Annotated in this window: 20 protein-coding genes; 1 reads left to right on the top strand and 19 read right to left on the bottom strand. The window is 61.3% G+C overall.

Annotated elements, in window-relative coordinates; genetic code table 11:
• Window positions 1-340 precede the first annotated feature (340 nt).
• Window positions 341-1,174: a DUF932 domain-containing protein gene (locus OKW29_RS23755; protein ID WP_429292837.1), complete on the top strand. Its 834-nt coding sequence runs from the start codon at window positions 341-343 to the stop codon at window positions 1,172-1,174.
• A gap of 1,017 nt (window positions 1,175-2,191) precedes the next feature.
• On the opposite strand, the gene OKW29_RS23750 is transcribed toward OKW29_RS23755, so the two are convergent.
• From OKW29_RS23750 to OKW29_RS23660, 19 genes are all read right to left on the bottom strand, one after another.
• Window positions 2,192-2,923 carry a hypothetical protein gene (locus OKW29_RS23750; RefSeq protein ID WP_429292836.1) on the bottom strand — a complete coding sequence of 244 codons (732 nt, stop codon included), beginning with the start codon at window positions 2,921-2,923 and terminating at the stop codon, window positions 2,192-2,194.
• Complete coding sequence (locus OKW29_RS23745; RefSeq protein ID WP_429292835.1) at window positions 2,913-3,620, bottom strand: protein mobD; 708 nt, start codon at window positions 3,618-3,620, stop codon at window positions 2,913-2,915. Before OKW29_RS23745 ends, OKW29_RS23750 begins: the two co-directional genes overlap by 11 nt.
• Before the next feature lie 10 nt (window positions 3,621-3,630).
• Window positions 3,631-4,095 carry a hypothetical protein gene (locus OKW29_RS23740; protein WP_429292834.1) on the bottom strand — a complete coding sequence of 155 codons (465 nt, stop codon included), beginning with the start codon at window positions 4,093-4,095 and terminating at the stop codon, window positions 3,631-3,633.
• 937 nt (window positions 4,096-5,032) lie between these two features.
• Window positions 5,033-6,277, bottom strand: coding sequence for an acyl-CoA dehydrogenase family protein (locus OKW29_RS23735; RefSeq protein ID WP_429292833.1), 1,245 nt, complete (start codon window positions 6,275-6,277; stop codon window positions 5,033-5,035).
• Between the two features lie 67 nt (window positions 6,278-6,344).
• Window positions 6,345-7,106, bottom strand: a complete 762-nt coding sequence (locus tag OKW29_RS23730; protein ID WP_429292832.1) for an SDR family oxidoreductase — start codon at window positions 7,104-7,106, stop codon at window positions 6,345-6,347.
• A 46-nt stretch (window positions 7,107-7,152) separates the two neighbouring features.
• Window positions 7,153-8,172 carry a phosphotransferase gene (locus OKW29_RS23725; RefSeq protein ID WP_429292831.1) on the bottom strand — a complete coding sequence of 340 codons (1,020 nt, stop codon included), beginning with the start codon at window positions 8,170-8,172 and terminating at the stop codon, window positions 7,153-7,155.
• A 22-nt stretch (window positions 8,173-8,194) separates the two neighbouring features.
• The gene (locus OKW29_RS23720; protein ID WP_429292830.1) at window positions 8,195-8,869 is read right to left on the bottom strand and encodes a histidine phosphatase family protein; all 675 of its coding nucleotides are present in this window, start codon (window positions 8,867-8,869) and stop codon (window positions 8,195-8,197) included.
• 100 nt (window positions 8,870-8,969) lie between these two features.
• Window positions 8,970-9,869, bottom strand: a complete 900-nt coding sequence (locus tag OKW29_RS23715) for a LysR family transcriptional regulator (protein WP_429292829.1) — start codon at window positions 9,867-9,869, stop codon at window positions 8,970-8,972.
• A 95-nt stretch (window positions 9,870-9,964) separates the two neighbouring features.
• Window positions 9,965-11,533, bottom strand: a complete 1,569-nt coding sequence (locus OKW29_RS23710; RefSeq protein ID WP_429292828.1) for a methyl-accepting chemotaxis protein — start codon at window positions 11,531-11,533, stop codon at window positions 9,965-9,967.
• A 199-nt stretch (window positions 11,534-11,732) separates the two neighbouring features.
• Window positions 11,733-12,044 carry a high-potential iron-sulfur protein gene (locus OKW29_RS23705; RefSeq protein ID WP_429292827.1) on the bottom strand — a complete coding sequence of 104 codons (312 nt, stop codon included), beginning with the start codon at window positions 12,042-12,044 and terminating at the stop codon, window positions 11,733-11,735.
• Between the two features lie 111 nt (window positions 12,045-12,155).
• Window positions 12,156-13,568, bottom strand: coding sequence for a Re/Si-specific NAD(P)(+) transhydrogenase subunit beta (gene pntB / locus OKW29_RS23700; protein ID WP_429292826.1), 1,413 nt, complete (start codon window positions 13,566-13,568; stop codon window positions 12,156-12,158).
• A 13-nt stretch (window positions 13,569-13,581) separates the two neighbouring features.
• A complete protein-coding gene (locus OKW29_RS23695; RefSeq protein WP_429294923.1) occupies window positions 13,582-15,174 on the bottom strand; it encodes a Re/Si-specific NAD(P)(+) transhydrogenase subunit alpha in 1,593 nt (530 codons plus the stop codon).
• Between the two features lie 147 nt (window positions 15,175-15,321).
• Window positions 15,322-15,618 (bottom strand): EthD family reductase, encoded by a 297-nt coding sequence (locus OKW29_RS23690; protein WP_429292825.1) that lies wholly within the window; start codon window positions 15,616-15,618, stop codon window positions 15,322-15,324.
• Window positions 15,619-15,654: 36 nt separating this feature from the next.
• Window positions 15,655-16,386 (bottom strand): hypothetical protein, encoded by a 732-nt coding sequence (locus OKW29_RS23685; protein WP_429292824.1) that lies wholly within the window; start codon window positions 16,384-16,386, stop codon window positions 15,655-15,657.
• An 84-nt stretch (window positions 16,387-16,470) separates the two neighbouring features.
• Window positions 16,471-17,148: a hypothetical protein gene (locus tag OKW29_RS23680; protein WP_429292823.1), complete on the bottom strand. Its 678-nt coding sequence runs from the start codon at window positions 17,146-17,148 to the stop codon at window positions 16,471-16,473.
• A gap of 34 nt (window positions 17,149-17,182) precedes the next feature.
• On the bottom strand, window positions 17,183-17,839 hold the full coding sequence (locus OKW29_RS23675; protein WP_429292822.1) for a c-type cytochrome: 657 nt from the start codon (window positions 17,837-17,839) through the stop codon (window positions 17,183-17,185).
• A 10-nt stretch (window positions 17,840-17,849) separates the two neighbouring features.
• Window positions 17,850-19,334 (bottom strand): flavin monoamine oxidase family protein, encoded by a 1,485-nt coding sequence (locus tag OKW29_RS23670; RefSeq protein WP_429292821.1) that lies wholly within the window; start codon window positions 19,332-19,334, stop codon window positions 17,850-17,852.
• Window positions 19,335-19,615: 281 nt separating this feature from the next.
• On the bottom strand, window positions 19,616-20,905 hold the full coding sequence (locus OKW29_RS23665) for an acyl-CoA dehydrogenase family protein (protein WP_429292820.1): 1,290 nt from the start codon (window positions 20,903-20,905) through the stop codon (window positions 19,616-19,618).
• Window positions 20,906-21,102: 197 nt separating this feature from the next.
• The gene (locus tag OKW29_RS23660) at window positions 21,103-21,789 is read right to left on the bottom strand and encodes a TetR/AcrR family transcriptional regulator (protein ID WP_429292819.1); all 687 of its coding nucleotides are present in this window, start codon (window positions 21,787-21,789) and stop codon (window positions 21,103-21,105) included.
• Window positions 21,790-22,006: the final 217 nt, after the last annotated feature.

The raw sequence follows: 22,006 nt of genomic DNA, 5'->3' as shown, positions 1-22,006 counted from the left end.
CTCGCCGCGCGGCGTTTCATCCCGCTCAACTGCGCAGTTTCGCCGCCACCAGTCTCCACCGTTCCCGCCCTAACCCGCGACCGTAGCCGACACCAGACGGCCGTCAAGGCGTTCGGGGCCGTGTCCTGCGCTTCGCTCCGTCCCGCACCCACCCCTCACTTCTTTCCTTGACGGCCGCCCGGCGCCGGCTCCTTGAGTCGCACGGGCGCGAACTCAGGAGACTGGCGGCAGCAAAGCCAACCTCCAGCTTCGACCAGGATGAAACCAACCCCTACGACGGGGCAGAATCTTGGAGCCCGGTCAGCGCAACACCGATCAACCTCTTGATGTGGAGATTGCCATGCAACTCGCTTCCTCTTTCCGCTACGGCTCCCCGATGCTTCGTTCCGACTCGCCCCTCTCCGATGACCAGATCCGTCGCATCGCGCCGTCCATCTTCGCCGAAGGCAAGCATCAAAGCCGCTCGGAACGCTACACCTACATTCCGACCACCGATGTACTGAAGGGCCTGCGCAACGAAGGCTTCCAGCCCTTCATGGTGTGCCAGACACGTGTGCGCGATCAGTACAAACGCGAATTCACGAAACACATGATCCGCATGCGCCACGCCGACGAAATTGCTGGCGAGGAAGCCAATGAGATCATCCTCCTCAACTCGCACGATGGCACCAGCAGCTATCAGATGCTCGCTGGCGCGTTCAGGTTCGTCTGCCAGAACGGCATGGTCGCGGGCGACACAGTGGGTGCGGTGCGCGTGCCGCACAAGGGCGACATCGTGCAGAACGTCATCAATGGTGCATTCCACGTGCTCGACGGCTTCGACCTGATCCGCGAGCAGAAGGACGGCATGCGCGCCGCCAAACTCACCCGTGACGAACAGCACGCGTTTGCCCGCTCCGCCCTCGCCCTGCGCTACGACCCGACTGACGCCAGCACAGCGGCTCCGATCACCGGGAGCCAGTTGCTCAACGTGCGCCGCTTCGAAGATCACCGCGATGACCTCTGGACCGTCTTCAACCGCGTTCAGGAAAACATGACCAGGGGAGGTCTGCACGGCCGCTCGCGCACTGGTCGGGCCATGTCCACGCGCCCAGTCGTCGGCATCGATCAGAACGTGAAGCTGAACCGCGCGCTCTGGATGCTTGCCGATGCAATGCGCCAGATCAAGGCGTAAGGACCGGAGGGGCGACCGTGCATCGCCGCCCTCCCAGCAGATTGGCGATCAGGATACCTACCCGGGTCCAGTCCTGACGTGATCCGTAACACCGTGACCCGGACGATCTCTGTCAGTCATTCTGGAGTCGATCATGCAAATCCGAAGTCATCGCACAAACCAGTACAACGCCTTCCGACGGAGCAACAGCGGAAGCCACTGCCGTATCCCTGCTCGAAACGAATTTCGGTAACGAGCAACCGGTCGCGACCGTGCCCTATTCGAGTCTGTGCCCCTTACCCCATAACGCCCGGACCAAACCCCTGTCGGTCATTCCAGCGCTCGGGGACAACATCCGCGCGAAGGGCCTGTTACAGAATCTTTGTACACGAAATGAAGGGATCACGTGGCAAGGCGCGCAGACACGGCGTACGCGCGGGTCAGCGCCGTCATGCAGCGCTCGACCTGCTGTACGCGAACGGCCATATCACCGCCGACTATCCTGTGCCGGTACGCCATCAGCACTGCGCTGCACCTCGATATGACGCGATACTGGACGCCCACGCGCGCTTCGTATTTCGATCATGTCAGCAAAGCGCGCATCGCCGGAGTGGTGACCACTGCCCTGTCGCCCAAGGTTGCCTCCGACCTCAGTAAGATGTAGAAGGTCGACGCCGCAGCGGCAGCCGAACTGCGACTTGCGAAGTCTGCATGGCTCCCGGAAATACTCACCGATCACGAAGTCCCGGCCACGCCCTCCTGGGCTGTCCACGAAAACGAGGACGAAGGCGACCCGGACGCTGTAGGCAACACCGGTGATACACGGGACGGCGAAGACGCCAGCAATGGTCCTGATGCGAAGAGCGGCGGCGAGTACACCAGCAGCGCGCCGAGGGACGCAGTACCTCCCGCCACCGACAGTAATCAGCCGCCGTGGCCTTTCCCGACTGATTACATGCATTGACCCCGCGCAACCTGACTCGCGGGCGACGTAAGCTCCAGCCCTCGTCCGGTAACCAGGCAAGGCAGACAGTCCATTCAGGGCCTGCCGTCTGCCGACCGGAACTGAACTGCGCGACAGTCCGTGGCCGACGGTTGGCATCCCGTCCGCCGGCCAACCAGACCGCCTGCGGCGAGAAGGCAGAGGACGGCACCGCCCACCAGCAGCAGGCGATATATCGAGCGCGCGAAACGCCTTTCCACCCTTGTAGCCATCGCCTCTACCCGCTCCGTCGCTGCTTCAACCGCCCGAACGAACGTGTGGATTGTACTTTCCAACCGCTGGCGCTGCTCCCGCGCCGAAAGCGCCGCCGCACCGATCAGCCGGTTACCCGCCGTACGCGCGACCTGATTTGCCATACGCTCGGTCAACGCCATCATGGCAGTCTCATTGAGGGCTGCCAGTGCTGCCCGGTACCGTTCCTCATGCTCCCGCATCAGGTTTTCCGCCAACTGGATCGTCGCCTTGCATCGCTCAAGCGCGTCCCGGTGCTGCTGCATCAGCGCATCGGTCGCGCCGCCGACCTCGCGACGCGCGGCTTCGAGGCTACCCTCGCTCGCCCACCGGATTCGCTCCGGCATGGCCTCATACAGGCGCGCGTAGTATTCGAGCACCGCAATGATCGACCATAGCGCGTCATTGTCATGCAGGTTCAATGCGTTCGAGACCCGGTGCATGCGGGCGAGACTGGCTCCGTCCGGGACGTCGCCGGACACCTCACGAAACAGGTGAATGATCGGATCGACCGATTTCGACCGCCTATTGGTCATGGGGCGTCCTCTCGCTGCTGATGACTTTTGAGAACATGGCGTCGCACAACTCCCGCCAGCGAAACAACTCCGCCCGCTGTCCAATGTGCATGGTTTCTGCCGCCCTGCGGATCGAGACACGTTGACTGCGTAGTTCGTCCGCAACGCGATCCGCCAGATCAGGAAAATCGAGTGAGCGGCCCTTCGTCTCGATCGTTTTGCGAACCTGAGACTCCTGATACAAAGCGAATTTGTCGGGTGCACCGAAGTAGCCGTTGCGAACGACATGCGTCACGGTATCCGGAAACGTCTGCCCGAAAATATGCAGCAACTCCAGGCTGTCGCGCTGCCGGTTGATCACCCATAGCACGACAAGCTGTCGCCCCAGTTCATCCAGTGTCCGTGCGAGTGTGCTGCCATATCGTGTCACGCCCGTCTGATTACGTGCCGCGGTATTGACAATCACTGCCGCACCCCGATGCATATCGCAGAAGTTGACGAATCCAATCCAGCCGTCCGCAACATCAAGGTCATAAGCCGCGCATGTGATCTCGTCTCTAAGCGCTTTCATGACGTCGGGATTCGACGTATCGGTTTCGACCAGAACAGCGTGAATGTCCTGCCGCTGCAGGTAATGAGCCAGCGCGAGCGTTACCATGCTTTTCCCAACAGCGCCCTTACTGCCACCGACCAGATAAATGGGATGAGTTATATCCATGACCGACCTCCTAAAGGTTTTCGATATCAGGCCGGATCTCGAACGAGAACCTGTCCTGAATCTCCATTGATCCCGGCTCGCTGACTTCCCTTCCCCTTGGTTGTCGTGCATCGTCATGCCGGTCACCCGCGCGCGTGCCTTTTCGCTTTACAGTCCGCTTCTGACGGGACAACGGCCCCGCCTCGTTCTTCCCTTGCGGATTGGCCGATCTCGAGGCCGCACCGGCAGGTTCCGGACGATACAGCGCATACCTGACAGCGCCAATGCTGACATCGAGCCCGTTGCGCCCGGCTTCCTGGACGATTTCATCAAGCGTGTACCCTTTCGCCTGGGTGGCAGTGATATGCGCCCGAATCTCTTTCATCGCATCGCTCACCGTGACGCGCTGTTCGCTCCGGGGCTTCTCAGGTAGCGCTTCAAGCGCACCAACAAACCCATCCCACTGCGCCCGTGTGTAGCTTTTTGCGCCCGGCACGATTCGCTCCCATGGATCATCTTCGTCACCATCATGAGAACCGGGAAAAGGCTCGTCAATACCCCTTCCAATGGCTTGGCCGCACGATCGGAACAAGTCGGAATACACAGGGAGCCGACGGAACGGAAGAATATTTTCGTTGTGCTGCGCAGATCAACCGCGTACAAGAGGCCTCGTCACAAACCCGGGTTGACGGGTAAGCAAACTGGTGCGCAATGGCATGCTGGCTCAGGACCAAAAGCTTGCGAACTCGGGGCCAAGTAGTGAGCAACTCCGAATGGAGCGCCTGAAAAGTAGAGCGACCAAACCGGCAAACATGGTCGCGTAGTTCGGCGGGCCGTTTGAGCGCACATCGCAGACTTGCAAACTTGATCCGGCCGACGTTGAGCAGCGACCCGTCAGACTCATGCTAAGCGTTGATACGACCCGCAGCATTGCCGTGTTCGTACTCGCATCGACAACCTCGCGATATTTAGGCAAGGAGTCGACACACGGACACCGTCGGTCTCACCGACGCGCTAGATTCCATGATCAGAATCGCCCCGACACGCCGACAGAATTTCTGCAAAGGGTCAACGGAATCACAGTGGTGACTTCACAAACTCAGCGGATCAGTCTCGCAGAAAATGGCGAGCTGCACGCCTGAAAAACAAGATTCAAAAAGTGATGGCAGGATAGGCTTGCGCCGGTTTTGGGCGCCCAATGACCAACGCTTGATTACAGAAATCTATCCGCGCCACATCCACGTCGTGATCATGCTCGTCCCAGTCATCTTGATCGCCGGCGGCATATGGTTGAATGCCCAACACTGACCCCCCGGACAGAAGTCGTTGCAGAGTCTTCGGCAGAAACGCGATCGCTATTGGACGAGTCCCGAAGCAATCGCGAGACGTCTCGCTAACGCACGAGCGGCAGCCCATGCGCGCGCTACCATGCCCTACACCGCAGGCGTCAGGTATGGATTCTCATGGCCCGGCTCATAGGGCCGCGTCTTGATCTCCATGCGCGCAATGCTCTGGAGATGCACCTCGTCCGGGCCATCGGCGAAACGCAGCGCGCGCCCCCAGGTCCAGCTGTCCGCCAGCGGCGTGTCGGGACTCAGGCCCATCGCGCCGAAGGTCTGTATCGCCCGCTCGCACACGGCGGTGTGCACGCTCGGCACGAGCGCCTTGATCATCGAGATTTCCTTGCGTGCCTCCTTGGCGCCCACGTTGTCGATCATCCACGCAGCCTTCAGCACGAAGAGACGAGCCTGATCGATTTCGATGCGCGACTTCGCGATCCACTCCGCAACACTGCCGTGCTCATATAGCTTCTTGCCGAACGCCGTGCGCGCCTGCGCGCGTTCGATCATCAACTCGAGCGCGAGCTCGGCAGCGCCGATCGAGCGCATGCAGTGGTGAATGCGCCCCGGGCCAAGACGCGCCTGGGCGAGCGCAAAGCCGTTACCCTCTTCGCCCAGAAGATTCGAGCGCGGCACGCGCACGCTCCTGAATTCGATCTCGCAGTGGCCTTCGGGCGCCGTGTGATTGACCACCGTGATATTGCGGATGACCCTCACACCCGGTGTGTCGCGCGGCACGAGAATCATGCTTTGCTGACGATGCGCGGGTGCGTCCGGGTCCGTTTTGCCCATGACGATAAACAGCTCGCAATTCGGATGCGCTGCATTCGTGATGAACCACTTGCGGCCGTCGATCACGTAGTCGTCGCCATCGAGACGAATGGACGTGGTGATATTGGTTGCATCCGAAGAAGCCACCGCGGGTTCGGTCATCGCAAACGCCGAACGGATCTTGCCGTCGAGCAGCGGCTGGAGCCACTTCTTGCGTTGGGCAGGCGTGGCGAACATATGGAGCAGCTCCATGTTGCCCGTATCCGGCGCATTGCAGTTGAATACTTCCGAGGCCCAGGAAACTCGCCCCATGATCTCAGCAAGGGGGGCGTACTCGAGGTTGGTCAGCCGCGTGCCGGGCTCGTCGTCGTGCAGATGCGGCAAGAACAGGTTCCAGAGGCCCTCCGCACGCGCCTTCTCCTTCAAGTCATCCATGAAGGAAACGGGATATTGTCCCGCGCTCACTTCTTCGTGCCATTGGTGGATGCGCGGCACGATATGCGTGTCCATGAACGCACGCACCTGCGCGCACAGCGCTTCGACTTTCGGGCTATAGGCGAAGTCCATTTTGCTCTCCCTTGAATCCTTGTGAATGTCGTGCGGCGCGAGCATCAATCGTGCGCCGCTCGCTTGATCAGATCGTCAGTCCGCCATCAACGACGATGCACTCGCCGTTGGTGTAGCTCGCCGCATCGGAGACGAGATACAGCACCGTGCCGGCCATCTCGCCCGGCTCTGCATGCCGGCGCAGAGGAATCTTCGTCATCCACGCTTCGTAGATGGCCTGGTCTTCGAACAGGGCGCCGGCGAATTTGGTCTTGGTGAGGCCCGGCAGCAACGCATTCACGCGAATGCCGAACGGGCCGCATTCCTTAGCGAACGCGCGCGTCATATTGACCACGGCGGCCTTCGTGATCGAATAGATGCCCTGCTTGTCGCCGGGCTGCAGCGCATTGACAGAAGCCGTGTTGACGATCGCGCCGCCGTGCTCGCGCATCAGCTTGCCCGCTTCGACCGACATGAAGAAGTAGCCACGCAAGTTGACCTCCACCGTTTTTTCGAACGACGAAAGATCGGTATCGAGAATGTGGCCGAAATACGGATTCGCCGCCGCGTTGTTCACGAGGATGTTAAGCCGGCCATGCCGCGAGCGGATGTGCTGGAAAACGCCCTGAATGTCGTCGAGACGCCCCACGTGGCACGGGTACGCCTCGGCGCTGCCGCCCGCCTCCTTGATCCCGCGTGCCACCGTCTCGCAGTCTTCGAGCTTCCGGCTCGATACGATCACATGGGCGCCCTGTTCTGCGAGCAGCTTCGCGATCTCTTCGCCAATGCCACGGCTCGCTCCCGTGACCAATGCAATCTTGCCCTGCAGATCGAATAAATGGGTACTCACAACTGTCTCCTCGACATATCCACGTGTATGTATCAACCGCCAGGCGTCAGATGAGGTCGAAACCCATCTGCGCGAGCGCACCGGCCATTTCACCGACCTGACGCGCCTTCTCGTTCGACGCGTTGCCGCCAAGCGCACGCCTCTTCACGCCCTGCGCAATGGCGGCAAGCCGGAAGAAGCTGAACGCGAGGTAAAAATTCCAGTTCTCGATCGCCCCTATGCCCCGCAGCCGGCAATACCGCTCTACGATCGCAGCCTCGTCCGGCACGCCAAGCGCAGCCCGGTCCAGCCCGGCGAGACCGACGATATGACCTTTGGGCGGAAGCCGCAGGCACATGCAGAAGTACGCGAGGTCCGCCAGCGGATTGCCAAGCGTGGAGAGTTCCCAGTCGAGCACCGCGCGAACCTGCGGCGTGCCGCGGTGAAAAATCAGGTTGTCGATGCGAAAGTCGCCGTGCACGAGCGAAGGCTTCCCCATTTCGGCCGGACAGTGCGCCGGCAGCCAGTCGATCAGGGCTTCCATGGTGTCGAGGTCTTCGGTCTGCGCCGCGCGATACTGCTTGGTCCACACGTCGATCTGGCGCGAGAAGTAGTTGCCCGCGCGGCCATAGTCGGCAAGGCCAACGGCCACGACATCCACATCGTGCAGAGCGGCCATCGTGCCGATCAGCGCGTCGTAGATGGCGCCGCGCTCGCTAACGTCCAATGCGGGCAAGGACGGATCCCAGTAGATTTCACCCTCTTCGAAGCTCATCACGTAGAACATGCTGCCGATCATTTCTCGGTCCTCGCAAAGGTGCAAGACCCGCGCAACAGGAACCGGCGTACCGCTAAGCGCCCTCAACACACGAAATTCGCGGTCCACGGCGTGGGCCGACTTGAGCAGTTCACCCAGCGGCTGACGCCGCAGCACATAGCGGCCACTTTGCGCTTCGAGGAGAAACGTGGGGTTCGACTGGCCGCCCGCGAACTTCTCGACGGACATAGGTCCCTGAAAGGCAGGTACGTGTGCCTCGAGGTAGCGTGTGAGGGCAACGACATCGAACTGAAGACTTGCATTCATCATGGCGCGGGAATCCGGATTCGAATCAGCCGTAGGTAACGAGTTCGCGCCCCTCGATCTGTTCGAGATGCGGCAACGCGTTGAAGGTGACCAGCGACATCGCGCTGTCGTTGAAGACGTACTGGCTCACGCTGCTGTTGCGGATTTGCATGTTGAGCGCGATGGCCGCGGCCGCGGGTGCGTTCAGGATCTGCTGGGTGAAGACGGCGATCGGCCCCCCCGAACTCACCACCAGAACGCGCTTGCCGCCCGAACGCTGAATGGCGAGACGCGCGTGCTCTACACGCGCCTGGAACTCTCCCCAGGTCTCGGGAATGCATCCCGGCAATTTATCTTCGGACCAAAGCTGCAAGACCTGCCTGAGTCCCTTGTAGAAGTGCTTCATCGAGCTTTCGGCCACGGGACCCGACGCCGGACCGCTTTCTCCCAGCGCGGAAAACAGCGCGTGAAAATCGTACTCGTTCAAACCGGCGTCCTGCACGATCTCTACCGGCTGGCCGCCCATTGCGGTGAGCAAGGCGTCGGCGGTTTGAGCGTGCCGCCGCATCGTGCCGGTCACGACGCGATCGAAGCTCAGGTGCGACTGCGCGAAGTATTCGCCTAGCCAGCGCGACTGGGCAAAGCCCGAAGATGAAAGCTCGTCATAGTTTTCAGCGCCGAAAGACGCTTGCCCATGCCGCACCAGATAGAGTTCCGCCATGCCAACCTCGTCTGAACATGACTGAAACGATATCGGGGCCCATGACATTCAGGAAATTTATTCTGGTGATGGTTCGCCATAACGTTTCGTGACACCCCGTCTACTGCCTCTGCTTGCGCATGAGACGGCCGATCTGCTCGCGCAGCCAGCGATGCGCCGGGTCCGCCGCGACGCTGCGGTGCCAGTAGCCATGCGTGTCGAGAACGGGGAGGTCGAAGGGGAGCGCGAGGATGCGCGCGTCATAGCGCTTAAGCAGCGTGAGTGGCGCAGTCAGGACGAGATCGGTGCGCATCGCGATCAAGGGCGCAACGAGATAGTGCTGGACCCGCGTCTGGATGGTGCGCCTGAGCCCCAGCTTGTTGAGTTCCGTATCGACGAGGCCTGGCCCCTGCCTGCGACTGGACACGTGGATATGTCCAAAGCGCAAGTAGTCGTCGATCGTGAGCTTCTTCTTCGCGAACGGATGATCCTGACGCAGCATGCAGGCGTAACGGTCACGGCCCATCGGCTCCTGTTCCAGGTACGGATCGTCGATGAGAGGCGCATCGATCGCAAGATGGACCGCGCCGCTCGCGAGCGCTTCGGACACGTCGCGTCGCGTCGTGAAGTAGCTCTCGATGCGGATGCCCGGCGCGAGGTGCTGCAGCACCTCCTCCAGCGCAGGCAGCAGCATCGCCTCAGTCAGATCGTTCATGCTGAGCCGGAAGGTCCGCTGCGACGTGGCCGGATCGAAACGCTCGCCAGCATGCGTGCTCGAATCGAGTAGCTGCAGCGCCTCACGCACGCGGCCAATGATGTTCTCGGAAACCGGCGTGGGCATCATGCCGGCCGGTGTGCTCACGAACAGCGGATCGTCGAATGCCTTGCGCATGCGTGCGAGCGCATTGCTCACCGCGGGCTGCGTGATGAACAGCAACTCCGCCGCGCGTGTGAGGTTGCGCGTTCGATAGACGGCTTCGAACACGACAAAGAGATTCAGATCGACTTTGGATGGGCGCATGTCGCGAGCCTAACCGGGCCATCGCAATGCCGTCAATCGAGGGCGCGAGCCAGCTGATTCGCCAGACCTGCAGAAGACGTCCTGGCGGAGGCGAATCAGGCAGATGACGCGTCCGATAGCGATTGCATGTCGAATACGGCAATGGCGCGCCGCTGGGCGCGCACCTGCTCTTTTAGCGACGCCGCCGCTTCTGCCGCTTGTTGAACTACCGCCGCGTTCTTGCGAATGACCTGGTCCATACGGCCCACGGCCTCGTTGACTTGCCCGATTCCCCCGCGCTGTTCTTCTGAAGCGTCGAAAATATTGTCGTTGATCTCGACCACGCGCTGGATCGCTCCCCGAACGTCCACCATGGCTTGCACGACGCGGTCAGCGTGCACGGCCCCCCCGGAAATCGCCTCGGCGGAGGTCCGGACCAGAGCCTTGATCTCCTTCGCTGCGATGGCTGCGCGCTGCGCGAGGCTACGAACTTCTCCGGCGACCACCGCAAACCCCCGCCCATGCTCGCCTGCGCGTGCAGCCTCGACAGCCGCATTCAGCGCAAGAATGTTAGTCTGCAGAGCGATTTCTTCGATGAGCGCGGTAATTTCCACGATCTTCGCCGAGCTGGCGGAGATGTTGTCCATCGTGCCTCTCATCTGCTCGACCGCGGCCATGCTGGTATCGGCCGCGAGCGACGTCGCGTTGGCAAACTCCGCTGCCAGGCGCACATGATCCGAATTGCGGCGAACCGAGAGGATGAGTTCATCCATGCTTGCCGCCGTTTCCTCAAGTGACGCGGCTTGCCGCCTCGCGCCTGCTGAGAGGTCGGTACTGCCGTCGGCTATCTGGCTGGATGCATTCAGAATCGCGTCGCTTGAAGCCTTGATCGTCTGAACGGTTCTTGCGAGATGTCTGTCCATCGCCCGGAGCGCCCGAAGCAACTGCCCAAACTCACCGCGCAAGCGTATCCCCTCGGCGTCCCCCAGCCGACCCTCGGCAATTCGCCGGGCTACTCCAAGTGCGGCCTTCAACGGACTCGTAATCGCCCACACCAGCCACGCGGACGCGGCGGATGCTGCTGCAATACCCAGACCGATTGCGCCAAGCACCTTCCATCGCAACGCGTTGAACGTGGCATTGCCCCGTTCAGCCAACTGCTGCGCCTGCATCGCGCTCAACGCAACGTCGCGGCCGATCGCGTCGGACACCGCATCGCCAGTCTCTGTGAGTTCGTCGATCGTGAATGCCGCCATCTCCAGATTTCCGGCGCGCAGCACCGAAACGATGTCGTCCGACTGAGTCCGGAAGACCGCGAGTTCCTTCGCCACGCGATCGGCCACTCGACGCTCATCGGCCGTGGCAATTTTCGCCGGGTAATAGTCATGCCAGGCTCGATCGAGCTTTTGCTGCTCTTCGCCGATGCTTGCTACGAGCTCTGTAGCCTTGTCCTCGTCATGCAGCGCCTGGATGTAACGCATCTGAAGGCGGATTTTCAGTGCGGCTGCCTGTACCGAGGCAAGATCTTCGATCGGGACCGTGCTCACCGAATACATGCTGCCCATATCCGCGCTGAGCCTCGCGAGACCGCGAAGCCCCATCAGACCGATGGACGCCATCAGCGCGACGCAAACGCCTAGCGCGAGCATGATTTTGAACCGGATCGTACCTGTGAATGCGCTCATTTAGACAAGCCCTTTAATTGAGCATGCTTTAATGCGTTACCACCTTGCCAACAGATATCCTGGCTATCTGGTGAATCCGCCGACGGAGTCCACTATGTAGTGTGAACCCGAATCGCTCGCGCCGATCGGTTGTGTGCTGGGGGCGCGAAACGATGCGCGGCATGCACACTTCTTTCGTGTTCGAGCAGCCTGTGTGCGATCAGACCTTTTTGTTATAGGCACTACACCAGCCCTTGCCCGCCACCTGCTTGCCGCCGAAAATCGGGCACGGAGCGAACGCATCATTCGATTTACCCTGATAGAAGGCGCAGTTTCGACAGACCTGACCCGCTGCGTACTTTGCATACTTCGTCTTGTCGACGTTCGCCGCGTCGATCCTGTAACCGAGCGCGAGCGACGTCGAGTCGGCTTCCGACACCTTGGCCTCATCGGCAAAAGCAATGCGAGACAGCGCTAGTCCAGAAGCAATACCTGCGGTAATGGTCATAAAAGTACGGCGCGAATTACTCATGCAAATACTCCTTTATTTGAAATGGCATGCCAATAAGACACAGGGATATCAGTAAATTATGGATAGACAAAGGTGCGTGGATTTGCGCATGGGAAGCGCACATCGCCGCGTTCAGGCCTTCAACACCCCGAAGATCTCACTCAACATCGTCTTCGCATCGCCGAACAGCATGCGATTGTTGTCTTTGTAGAAGAGCGGGTTGTCCACGCCGGCATAGCCCGAGGCCATGCTGCGTTTCATCACGATCGAGGTTTTGGCCTTCCACACCTCCAGCACCGGCATGCCGGCGATTGGGCTCGCCGGATCCTCCTGCGCCGCGGGGTTCACGATGTCGTTCGCGCCAATGACCATCGAGACGTCCGCCTCGGGGAAGTCGGCGTTGATCTCGTCCATCTCCATCACGATGTTGTAGGGCACCCTCGCTTCGGCCAGTAGCACGTTCATGTGGCCCGGCATCCGGCCAGCGACCGGGTGGATCGCGAAGCGCACGTCGACGCCCTTTTCGCGCAGCAGGCTGGTGAGTTCGAACACCGTGTGCTGGGCCTGCGCCACCGCCATGCCATAGCCGGGCACGATGATCACGCTCTTCGCGTCGCGCAGCAGCTCGGCGGTTTCGGCGGAGCTCACCGCCACCACCTCGCCGGCCGGCTGCGCGCCGCCGCCCGCCACCGCCGGCGCGGACGCGCCGCTGCCGAAGCCGCCAGCGATCACGCTGATGAAGTTGCGGTTCATCGCACGACACATGATGTAGGACAGAATCGCGCCCGACGAGCCCACCAGCGCGCCGATCACGATCAGCAGGTCGTTGCTGAGCATGAAGCCGGTAGCCGCCGCCGCCCAGCCCGAGTAGCTGTTGAGCATCGACACCACCACGGGCATGTCGGCACCGCCGATCGCCATCACCATGTGCACGCCGAACAGCAGCGCGATCACGGTCATCACGACGAGCGGCATCATGCCGTCCTGAATCGTCTCCGCCTGCAGGAACGCGCGGCCGAACACGATCACCACCAGCAGCGCGGCCAGATTGAGCCAGTGGCGCGCCGGCAGCAGCAGCGGTTTGCCGCCGATCTTGCCCGACAGTTTGCCGAACGCGATGACCGAGCCCGCGAAGGTCACCGCGCCGATCAGGATGCCGACGTAGATCTCCACTTCGTGGATGGCCTTCTCGGCGCCGGTCAACTGCACGGAGCTGTCGATGTAGCTGGCAAAGCCGACGAGGCAAGCCGCGAGGCCGACCAGGCTGTGCATCAGCGCGACCAGTTCGGGCATCTGCGTCATCTGTACTTTCTTCGCGGCGATGAGGCCGATCGCGCCGCCGACGACCAGCGCAGCGACGACGTACGGAATGCCCGCTGCCGATACGCGTGGACCGAGTACGGTGGCCAGCACGGCGATGACCATGCCGATCATGCCGAGCAGGTTGCCGCGGCGCGCGGTCTCGGGATTGGCCAGCCCGCCGAGGCTGAGGATGAAGAGGATGGCCGCGCCGATGTAGGAAACGGTAGTCAGATTGGAAGTCATTGTTGTCGTTCCCTTATTTGCGGAACATCGCCAGCATGCGTCGCGTCACCGCGAAGCCGCCGAACATGTTGACGGCCGTGAGGGCCAGCGTGCCCACGGCGAGGCCAAGGATCAGCCCCGATGGCCGGTTGCCTACCGTGGCCCCATCCAGCGGCGGCGCGACCTGCACCAGCGCACCGATCGCGATGATCGACGAGATCGCGTTGGTCACGCTCATCAGCGGCGTGTGCAGCGACGGCGTGACGTTCCAGATCACCATGTAGCCGACGAAGCAGGCCAGCACGAACACCGTGAAGTGCGACAGGAACGCGGCGGGCGCAAACTGGCCAACCAGCAGGAAAGCCAGTGCGCCGAGAGCAAAGACGATGGCAAGCGTCTTTGCAGACATCGGCTCGCCAGCGCCGTGGCCATGGCCTTTCGGCGTGGCCACCGCAGGCGGCGGCGTCTGAGGCTTCGGTGCGGCTGCCGCCTGCTTGATCGGCGGCGGCGGCCAGGTGATGTTGCCTTCCTTGATGACCGTGAGGCCGCGGATGGCGTCGTCGTCGAAGTCGACATTGATCTTGCCGTCCTTGGTCTTGCACAGTTCTTCGACCACGCGCAGCAGGTTGGACGCATACAGCGTGGACGACTGCCGGGCGAGGCGCGAGGCGAGATCCGTGTAGCCGACGATCGTCACGCCGTGGCACACCACCGCCTCGCCGGGCACGGTCAGCTCGCAGTTGCCGCCCTGCTCCGCTGCCATGTCCACGATCACGCTGCCCGGCTTCATCGACTGCACCATTTCGGCCGTGATGAGCTTCGGAGCAGGCTTGCCGGGAATCAGCGCGGTCGTGATGATGATGTCCGCGTCTTTGGCCTGCTGCGCGTACATCGCGCGCTGCGCCTGCTGGAAGCCCTCGCTCATGACCCTGGCGTAGCCGCCGCCGCCCGAGCCTTCCTCGTCGTAGTCCACCTTGACGAATTCGCCACCGAGGGACTTGACCTGGTCGGCCACCTCGGCGCGCGTGTCGTTGGCGCGCACGATCGCGCCGAGACTCGCCGCGGTGCCGATGGCAGCCAGGCCTGCGACGCCGGCGCCGGCGATGAAGACCTTGGCAGGCGGAACCTTGCCGGCGGCGGTGACCTGACCGTTCAGGAAGCGGCCGAACGCATGGGCTGCCTCGATGACGGCCCGGTAGCCGCTGATGCCCGCCATCGAGGTGAGCGCGTCCATCTTCTGCGCGCGTGAGAGCGTGCGCGGCAGCGAGTCGATCGCCAGCACGGTGGCCCGTTTCGCTGCCAGCTGTTGCATCAGTTCGGGGTTCTGGGCCGGCCACACGAATCCGATCAGCGTGCCACCCTCGCGCATCAGGGCCACTTCTTCGCTACTCGGGAGGCGAACCTTGAACACGATGTCGCTGCGGGCCCAGAGTTCGGCGGCCGTTGCCACGACTTCGGCACCCGCGGCACGGTAATCATCATCGCCAAAGTTCGCACCTGCGCCGGCGCCGCTTTGCACGGCAACTGCGAACCCCAGCTTGATCAGTTTCTCGACCACCTCGGGCACGGTTGCTACACGCCGCTCCCCGGTGGCCACTTCCAGAGGAATGCCAATCAGTAATGTCATAGGGCAAGTTGATTGTTCACATTGGTATGGGCCATCGCAAGAAGGGTCGAGCGAGTCGAGCCCCCTTTCACTTTCCGGCAATCGAAAGCGCAGTGATGCGATGCAGGGATGGCGGCAAGGGCGAAGTCAGTCAGGCCGCGCGATCGGTCAGTCGTCCGCGCAGAAAATCGTCGGTGTGGTATTGGTGAAGTTCTTTACGTCGCCGATGACCTCGGCGGCCTTCGCGGAGGAAAGGGCGTTATCGATCCCGGCCTGATCCCTGAAAAGCAGTATCGCTACGCATGCGAACGGTTGCGGCTCTGATGATGGAAACAGGACCTCGGCCGATTGCAGACCGAACTCACTCCACGCCGAGTGGACAAGCGGAGCATGGGTCGAAAGGTAATACTCGCGGTCAAACGTCCCGCCTTCTGTGCTCGGGTAGCTCACGATCAGGGTAGTCATATTCAATTCCGTGTTGAAATGTATGTGAGAGTAGATTCAAGTGGGCACGCCAGCGCCCTGCAAGCTTGCCGGCAACGTTCGTGCGCGGCGCAGCAACTGCCAGCCGAACAACAACATCCACAACGGCAGAACCAGCACGACGACCATCTCGCTCGCATTCGAAAGCGCGTCGAGATCCGGGAAAAAGCCGAACAGGAAGAAGATCCCGAAAGCCCCGCCGACGATCTTCAGCAGGATCGATCCCTTCCACCCTGCCCTCTTGAGCACGTTGGCGGCAATCGGCGTCCAGAAGAGCACGAGGGGACCCTCGATCCACCAAAGGCCGTTTTGCGTCCCATTGGCTATTGCCGTCCATACCGCCGCCGCGGCGTTTCTCGTGGCATCGTCGCCGCCCGCATATAGGTGCGCCAGCGGGTGAAGGATTGCGAACTGGAGGACCGCGCCGCTCACGCCCACCATGACGTACAGCACGACGGCCATCGCCACCATGTTGCCGAGTGCGCCCAGTTCCTCGCGAAATGCGTGCACAAAGTAGCCACCGATGGCGAGGAAAGGCAGGTAGAAGCCGAACACGTCGGCAGCCATGCTCCAGCGAAACAGGTCGCGGGTCTCCGGTGGCAATGCCAGCATCGATGCACCGTGCAGGACGATATCCGCATCCGAGCCCGTCACCGCCACGGACAATCCAACATTCGCGTACGCCAGCAGAGCGCCGATGATGGCGCTCCAGGCCGTGAAGCGCATTAACCCGCGCGAGGTCTGATTCATCACAAATCTCCAGGAGAAACGTTCAGCGTTGCCCGCGTTTGACTTCCGGTCGCATCGGACCGCGGCAACCGCGGGGGCTTTTGCTCAATTGCCATAAGGAATGGGGTTATTTGACGCCACACTCCTGCTTTGGACCCGCTCCAAGGCGCAATAGCCGTAATAGATGGCTGGCATGAAGTAGGCCCACGTGCACAACGCAAGCGTGAAGAAATTGAGCACGACGTTGGTTTCCTCTCCAGGGATCTTGTAGAAGTCGTAAATGCCGGCAATCGCGAGCGATGTCACCAGCGCCACTGCCACTCCCAACGCCTCGAGCATCGCGCCGATGTCCAGTAATCGCTTGACGAAATAAGCGAGATAGATCGACAGCCAGATCCACATCGCCAGATAGAAGTAGGGCAAAACTCCGGAGATGAAATCCGCCCCGACGAGGACGAATGTGAGCGCAAAGCAAGCGACGAATACCACGACGTCCTGGCGAATTGATGGCCTGTAGCCGTGCGTAATCGCCATCAAGCCCGCGACGGCAATAATGGGCATGCCGAACCCACGAGAAAACGCGTCAAAGAAGTGTGCTATCTCATAGGAAACTGCATTGCCAGTAGCAAAAAATCCGATGGCGTTCGTGGCCGAGGTACCGACGATCCACATCTCCAGCCCGAGAAGATAGTTTCGTTTCCTGACGATCTTCCAGCCGAAAAAAAATGAACTCAATGCCAGCACAGCACTGGATAGCATAAGAACTAAGGTTCTGAGGTCCATGACTAAACTCCTAACTCCGGTTGCATCTGATTGGTCAATTTTTCTTCGGCTCCAGGCTTGCCAGATAGGTGGCAATGGCCTTGCGGTCTTCGGCCGAAAAGCCCGTTGCAAGGTTCTTCATGACGCCAGTGGGTTCGCTGCGGATTCCGGAAGCGAACTCGTCGAACTGCGCGAGCAGATAGTCATATCCCTGACCAGCCAGACGCGGAAACTGGTCGTGGCCCGTCAATTGGGCACCGTGACATGCGACACAGTTGCCCGTGGCCACCAGGCGCTGCCCCTGCTCGCGCAGTTGCGCATCCGGCTTGAAGCAGCGATTCGCGGCAGGAGTGACAGTGGAGAAATATTCAGCAAGCGATTTGATCTGCGGATCGCTCATCGTCATCGCGAGAGGCCCCATGTTCGGATTGCGCCGCGCCTCAGTCGCGAAACTGTGGAGCTGGGCTTCCAGGTAAGGCGCTGGCTGCCCCGCCAGGCTCGGATACCCCTGATCGAGCGAATTGCCTTTGACCCCATGGCAGCCCATGCAGACATCGGTCATATGCGGCCAGGCGCCGCCGTCGGCCAGGTAAGCCGTGGTCGACGTCGTGATATAGCTCTGAAAGCGATAAAGACCCAGCAGATCCGAACCGAAAATTGCGAGCAACAGGACGACAACCAAAGGAATGCCAATCAATAGAATTTTTTTCATCGTCGCCTTCCTACGCCGGACGCAGGGCATTCAGCGCCTGAAGCGCGCCATGATGGCCAGAACGCACGGCACCATCCATGTAGCCGGCCCAGATATTCGCAGTCTCCGTCCCCGACCAGATCAGCTTGCCGCACGACGGGCGCAGCGCTTCGCCGTGGGCGCTCCAGAATCCCGGCGGAATCGCGGAAACGCAGGTAATGGTCCACGGATCGGCCCGGCCCCAGTCCTGATCGTGATAGGCGATGGGAGACAGCGCTTCGTCGCCCCATGCCTGCGCGTAGAACTGCTTATGCATGGCCATTGCCGCGTCCCGATCCGACGGGACCATCGCATTCTCGACGAATGCGTTGATGACCCCGATCTCTGCGGCCGGCGGGGAGTTGTCAAAGGCCCAGAGGATCGGGCCATTGAACTGGAAAATGCTGCCGTTCATGCCCTTGTCACGCCAGAACGGGCGGCGATAGACCATGGCCGTCTTCCGTGCAGGGGAATGCGCGGGCCAGGCTCGCTGCAGGGCCGCGCGCTTCTCGGGCAGGGGCGGATCGAACTGCACCCGATGACACAAAGCCGGATGGATGGCCATGATGACGGTCCGTGCCCGCACTTCGCCGTGGTCGGTATGCACGGTGACGATGTCGCCGTCCCAACCGGAAATCTGGCGGACCGGTGAGGACATGCGCACCTTGTCGCCAAGTTGCTGGGCCATCTTGATGCTGAGGATTTGCGAGCCGCCGATGAAGCGGGTCTCCTGGGCGCTGTGCTTGATGGAATCGAGCTGCGAGTAATCGCAATCCGCCGAATTGACCATCGAAAGGAAATGCAGCAGCCCCATCTTCGCCGGCGCTGCGCCGCCCGAAAGCGTGATGCTGCCATTCCATGCAACCTGGTCTTCAGGCTTGATATTCTGCTTTTCCAGCCAATCACCGACCGAGAGCTTGTCCAGTTCGCTGGCCTTCGGGGACGTCCATGGTTCGCCACAAGGCACGTCGCGCGAGAGCCTGCTGAGCTTTGCCCCGACCGACTCGTCGGTGCCGAACGTGCCCTTCAGATCGACTGCCACGCGACCGTCTCCGCCCAGAATGACCGTATTCCCGTCGTAGTAGGTCGGGAAGGTCCCGACGCCCAGTTCGCGTGCGAGATCCGCGACGGCGGTCTGGCCGGGCCCGATCCATTGGCCGCCGACTTCCGAAACGTATCCGCCGGGGATGTTGTAGTTGAGCGTTCGCCCCCCCACGCGGTCCCGGGCTTCCAGCACGAGAAAGGACTCGCAGCCTGCCTGACGCAGGTCGCGCGCGGCGGTCAGTCCGGCCAGCCCCGCGCCGATGATGGCGACGTCGAGAACGCCGTCCGCGCCTGGAGCGGTCCTGGTAATTGCGGCATACGTCTGTTGCGCACCCATCGCGAGCGTGCCCGCGGCAGCCGAGGCACCGGCATATTTGAGCCATTGCCTGCGCTGCGGGTTTGCAGCGTTGTCCGCGGAAGATTTTTTTGCCATATTGACTCTGTCTACGTGATGAGGGCGCTCCCGCTCCGCGCGGGTCACCGCGACTGCCCGGTCAAAGGCAAGTCTCCATATCTTGTCGATACACCTTGCCGCGCAGCTCATTCGCACTCCTTTGAGAATCACTTGTGCGCCTCAACGGGGAACCGCGAGATCTGTCGCTTCAGCGAACCTAGATTGACGGCACTGCCCTCACACTAGCTGCTAACTGATAACCCGATCCGAGTGCCATCGAGCTCCAACGCCGAACCGATTCTTCGGCGCCGAAGGCGTGGTTACTCCTTCGTCCACCCGTTCTGATAGAGCTTTCCTGCCAGCACGCCCAGACGCAACGTGAGGTGGTAGTTCTCGCCATCTTCGATCAGTGCGGATCGCACGTCGCGGAACAGTTTCTCGATCGCAAATTCACGGGTAGTGCCGTTGCCGCCGAACAGCTGGAACGCCTCGTGCGTGATCTTCATCGCCTCTTCGGTCACGCTTACCTTTGCCTGGGCCGTCGCATAGGGATGGCTCTTCGGAGACAGACGCGAGAAAGCGAGGCTGCGCCGCGCGATCGCACGCGCCATCTCCAGCCGGCGCAGCATCTCGCCAACCCGCAGTTGCGTCATCTGGTGGTCGATCAACAACGCGCCACCCTGCTTGCGCTCGTGGCAATACGCCAGCGCGAGGTCGAACGCGGCGCGCGCCACCCCCACGAACACCTGACACATGTGTGTGCCTGCGAACGACCAGGTCGAGGCCAGATTGCCGAGATAATCGTCCTGCAACGCAATGGCGAAACGCTTGGGCACCTTCACGTTGTCGAAGTAGATCTCGCCTTGCGGCAGCGAGCGCTGGCCAATCTTGTCGAGCGGTTTGCCGCGCGAGATACCCGGCAGATCGAGCGGAATGATCATGCCCACGCCATTGGTGAATGAGCCATGTTCGCCGGTGCCATAGAAGCCATCGCCATAGTCCGCCGCCATGTACGCGAGCGCCACCTGTGCGACCGAGCCGTTCGAGATCCACGCCGAACTCTGCCCGTTGATGACGATTTCGTCCGCGCCCACCTTCGCCGTGAGGTTACCCACCGGTTGCTTGCCGCCCGCGCCGATCTCGTCGCGGTAGAGAATCGCGGCATCGGTGCCACGGTCGGGCTGCGTGTTCATCCAGCAACCAATCTTGCCCGTGCACATATCAATCAGCTCCTGATTGCCGACTGACTGCGCCATCATCAACGGCGCGGGCGCCACACCGATCGAGATGGCAAACCCGGCATCACCCCAGCCGAGTTCTTCGCCGATCAACGATTCGATCCGCACCGCCATGTCCGCAGGAAGCTGCGCGAGAAGCTGCGGATCGAGGCCGAGTTTCGCGCTTTCCATCATGGCCGCCCAGTACGGCGAACCGGGCGCGATCACTTCTTCCGGCGTCATGCGGTCGAGTTCGCGGCCGACGGGCTTCAGTACGTCGCGTGCGAAACGGTGGACCGTGTCCTGGATCGCACGTTCCTCCTCGCTCATCGGTGTTTCGAAACCGGTCAATCCTGCCAGCGGCAACCCTACGGACTTGTGCAGTCGAATCATTTCGGTACTCCTCCTCTCCTGGACGCATGTCGACCGGACCGCCCTGCAACCCGGCCACCACATTTATAGATCAACATACCAAACATAGGTAACAATACAAAACATGGAGTGAAAAAAAAAGACAGGGTATTCCCCTGTCCTCTTTCTTCACTGGCATGGCGCTGCGGCTGCCAGTGCCTCTCCTGGCGTGAGCTGCCCTACGCGGCCTCTGCGTCCACCGTCTTTCCCCATACCAGCTCATGCGCGATCTGAAGAAACTTCGCTTCGAAACCTCGCATGTACGCGCGCTTGGCGCGTGGAGTGCCCAGATGCATTGTCATGCCGTCCGCCATCGAAATGAGCAGCACGGCAATGTGTGCACTCTCGGCCGCCCCACGCTCCGGATTCGCCGCGCGAATGAGCGTGGCAAGTTCGGTCGTCAAGGTGTCGTACCATTCGTCGCGCAACTGTCCGCACTCCGGGTCGGTAGACGCAAACGAAAAGAAATGCCACCACAGCGCGATGTTCTTCGAGTCCTTCGCGTCTTTCACAGACTGATCGAAAATGGCGTCGATCGTCGCACGCGGCGAAACGTTGCTCTGGAGCGCCTGTTTCAGCGTATCGAGATACGTGTCGATGATGGGCGCCATGACCGCCCGCAGGACGGCAGGCCGCGTCGGGAAGTAATACTGGAGGTTGCTGACACTGATTCCCGCTTTGAGGGCGACGGCACGCAGCGAGAAGTCCATGGGACCACTCTCGAGCAAGAGCTTCCTTGCCACACGAATAATGGCATTCCGCGTACGTAAGCCCTGGGCACGCAGGCCGTCCGGGGCGGTTCCCGCGGAGGCTGCCACACTCGACGTGCGCCGCTTACGGGTGCTTGGTTCTTTTGGCACTGTCATCGCTTTCCGTCCTGAGTGAAGTATGACGCCTCGCCGAAGCGAAGCAACGCGGTCACACGAACCGTTCTCTAGGTAAACATGACTATACCTTACGCCAGGCTGAACAACCATCCACATGGAGGGCGCGTGACGCAGCGTTCGTCCCCGCCTAATAGGACCCCTATTCACAGTAGCCAATCATCGAGCGACTCTCCCAATGCTCGAATCGGGCCGCGAG

The sequence above is a fragment of the Paraburkholderia sp. CI3 genome (assembly GCF_050436505.1).
Taxonomy (GTDB): Bacteria; Pseudomonadota; Gammaproteobacteria; order Burkholderiales; family Burkholderiaceae; genus Paraburkholderia; species Paraburkholderia tuberum.
This window is presented reverse-complemented; position numbering and strand designations above follow the sequence as displayed.

Bases quoted from the DNA above. Each gene is read 5' to 3' on its own strand.
- OKW29_RS23715 (WP_429292829.1), bottom strand. From the start codon at position 9,869: ATGCGCCCATCCAAAGTCGATCTGAATCTCTTTGTCGTGTTCGAAGCC.
- OKW29_RS23735 (WP_429292833.1), bottom strand. From the start codon at position 6,277: ATGGACTTCGCCTATAGCCCGAAAGTCGAAGCGCTGTGCGCGCAGGTG.
- OKW29_RS23750 (WP_429292836.1), bottom strand. From the start codon at position 2,923: ATGACCAATAGGCGGTCGAAATCGGTCGATCCGATCATTCACCTGTTT.
- OKW29_RS23705 (WP_429292827.1), bottom strand. From the start codon at position 12,044: ATGAGTAATTCGCGCCGTACTTTTATGACCATTACCGCAGGTATTGCT.
- OKW29_RS23755 (WP_429292837.1), top strand. From the start codon at position 341: ATGCAACTCGCTTCCTCTTTCCGCTACGGCTCCCCGATGCTTCGTTCC.
- pntB (WP_429292826.1), bottom strand. From the start codon at position 13,568: ATGACTTCCAATCTGACTACCGTTTCCTACATCGGCGCGGCCATCCTC.
- OKW29_RS23725 (WP_429292831.1), bottom strand. From the start codon at position 8,172: ATGATGAATGCAAGTCTTCAGTTCGATGTCGTTGCCCTCACACGCTAC.
- OKW29_RS23720 (WP_429292830.1), bottom strand. From the start codon at position 8,869: ATGGCGGAACTCTATCTGGTGCGGCATGGGCAAGCGTCTTTCGGCGCT.
- OKW29_RS23745 (WP_429292835.1), bottom strand. From the start codon at position 3,620: ATGGATATAACTCATCCCATTTATCTGGTCGGTGGCAGTAAGGGCGCT.
- OKW29_RS23695 (WP_429294923.1), bottom strand. From the start codon at position 15,174: ATGACATTACTGATTGGCATTCCTCTGGAAGTGGCCACCGGGGAGCGG.
- OKW29_RS23665 (WP_429292820.1), bottom strand. From the start codon at position 20,905: ATGATTCGACTGCACAAGTCCGTAGGGTTGCCGCTGGCAGGATTGACC.
- OKW29_RS23675 (WP_429292822.1), bottom strand. From the start codon at position 17,839: ATGAAAAAAATTCTATTGATTGGCATTCCTTTGGTTGTCGTCCTGTTG.
- OKW29_RS23690 (WP_429292825.1), bottom strand. From the start codon at position 15,618: ATGACTACCCTGATCGTGAGCTACCCGAGCACAGAAGGCGGGACGTTT.
- OKW29_RS23710 (WP_429292828.1), bottom strand. From the start codon at position 11,533: ATGAGCGCATTCACAGGTACGATCCGGTTCAAAATCATGCTCGCGCTA.
- OKW29_RS23660 (WP_429292819.1), bottom strand. From the start codon at position 21,789: ATGACAGTGCCAAAAGAACCAAGCACCCGTAAGCGGCGCACGTCGAGT.
- OKW29_RS23685 (WP_429292824.1), bottom strand. From the start codon at position 16,386: ATGAATCAGACCTCGCGCGGGTTAATGCGCTTCACGGCCTGGAGCGCC.
- OKW29_RS23680 (WP_429292823.1), bottom strand. From the start codon at position 17,148: ATGGACCTCAGAACCTTAGTTCTTATGCTATCCAGTGCTGTGCTGGCA.
- OKW29_RS23670 (WP_429292821.1), bottom strand. From the start codon at position 19,334: ATGGCAAAAAAATCTTCCGCGGACAACGCTGCAAACCCGCAGCGCAGG.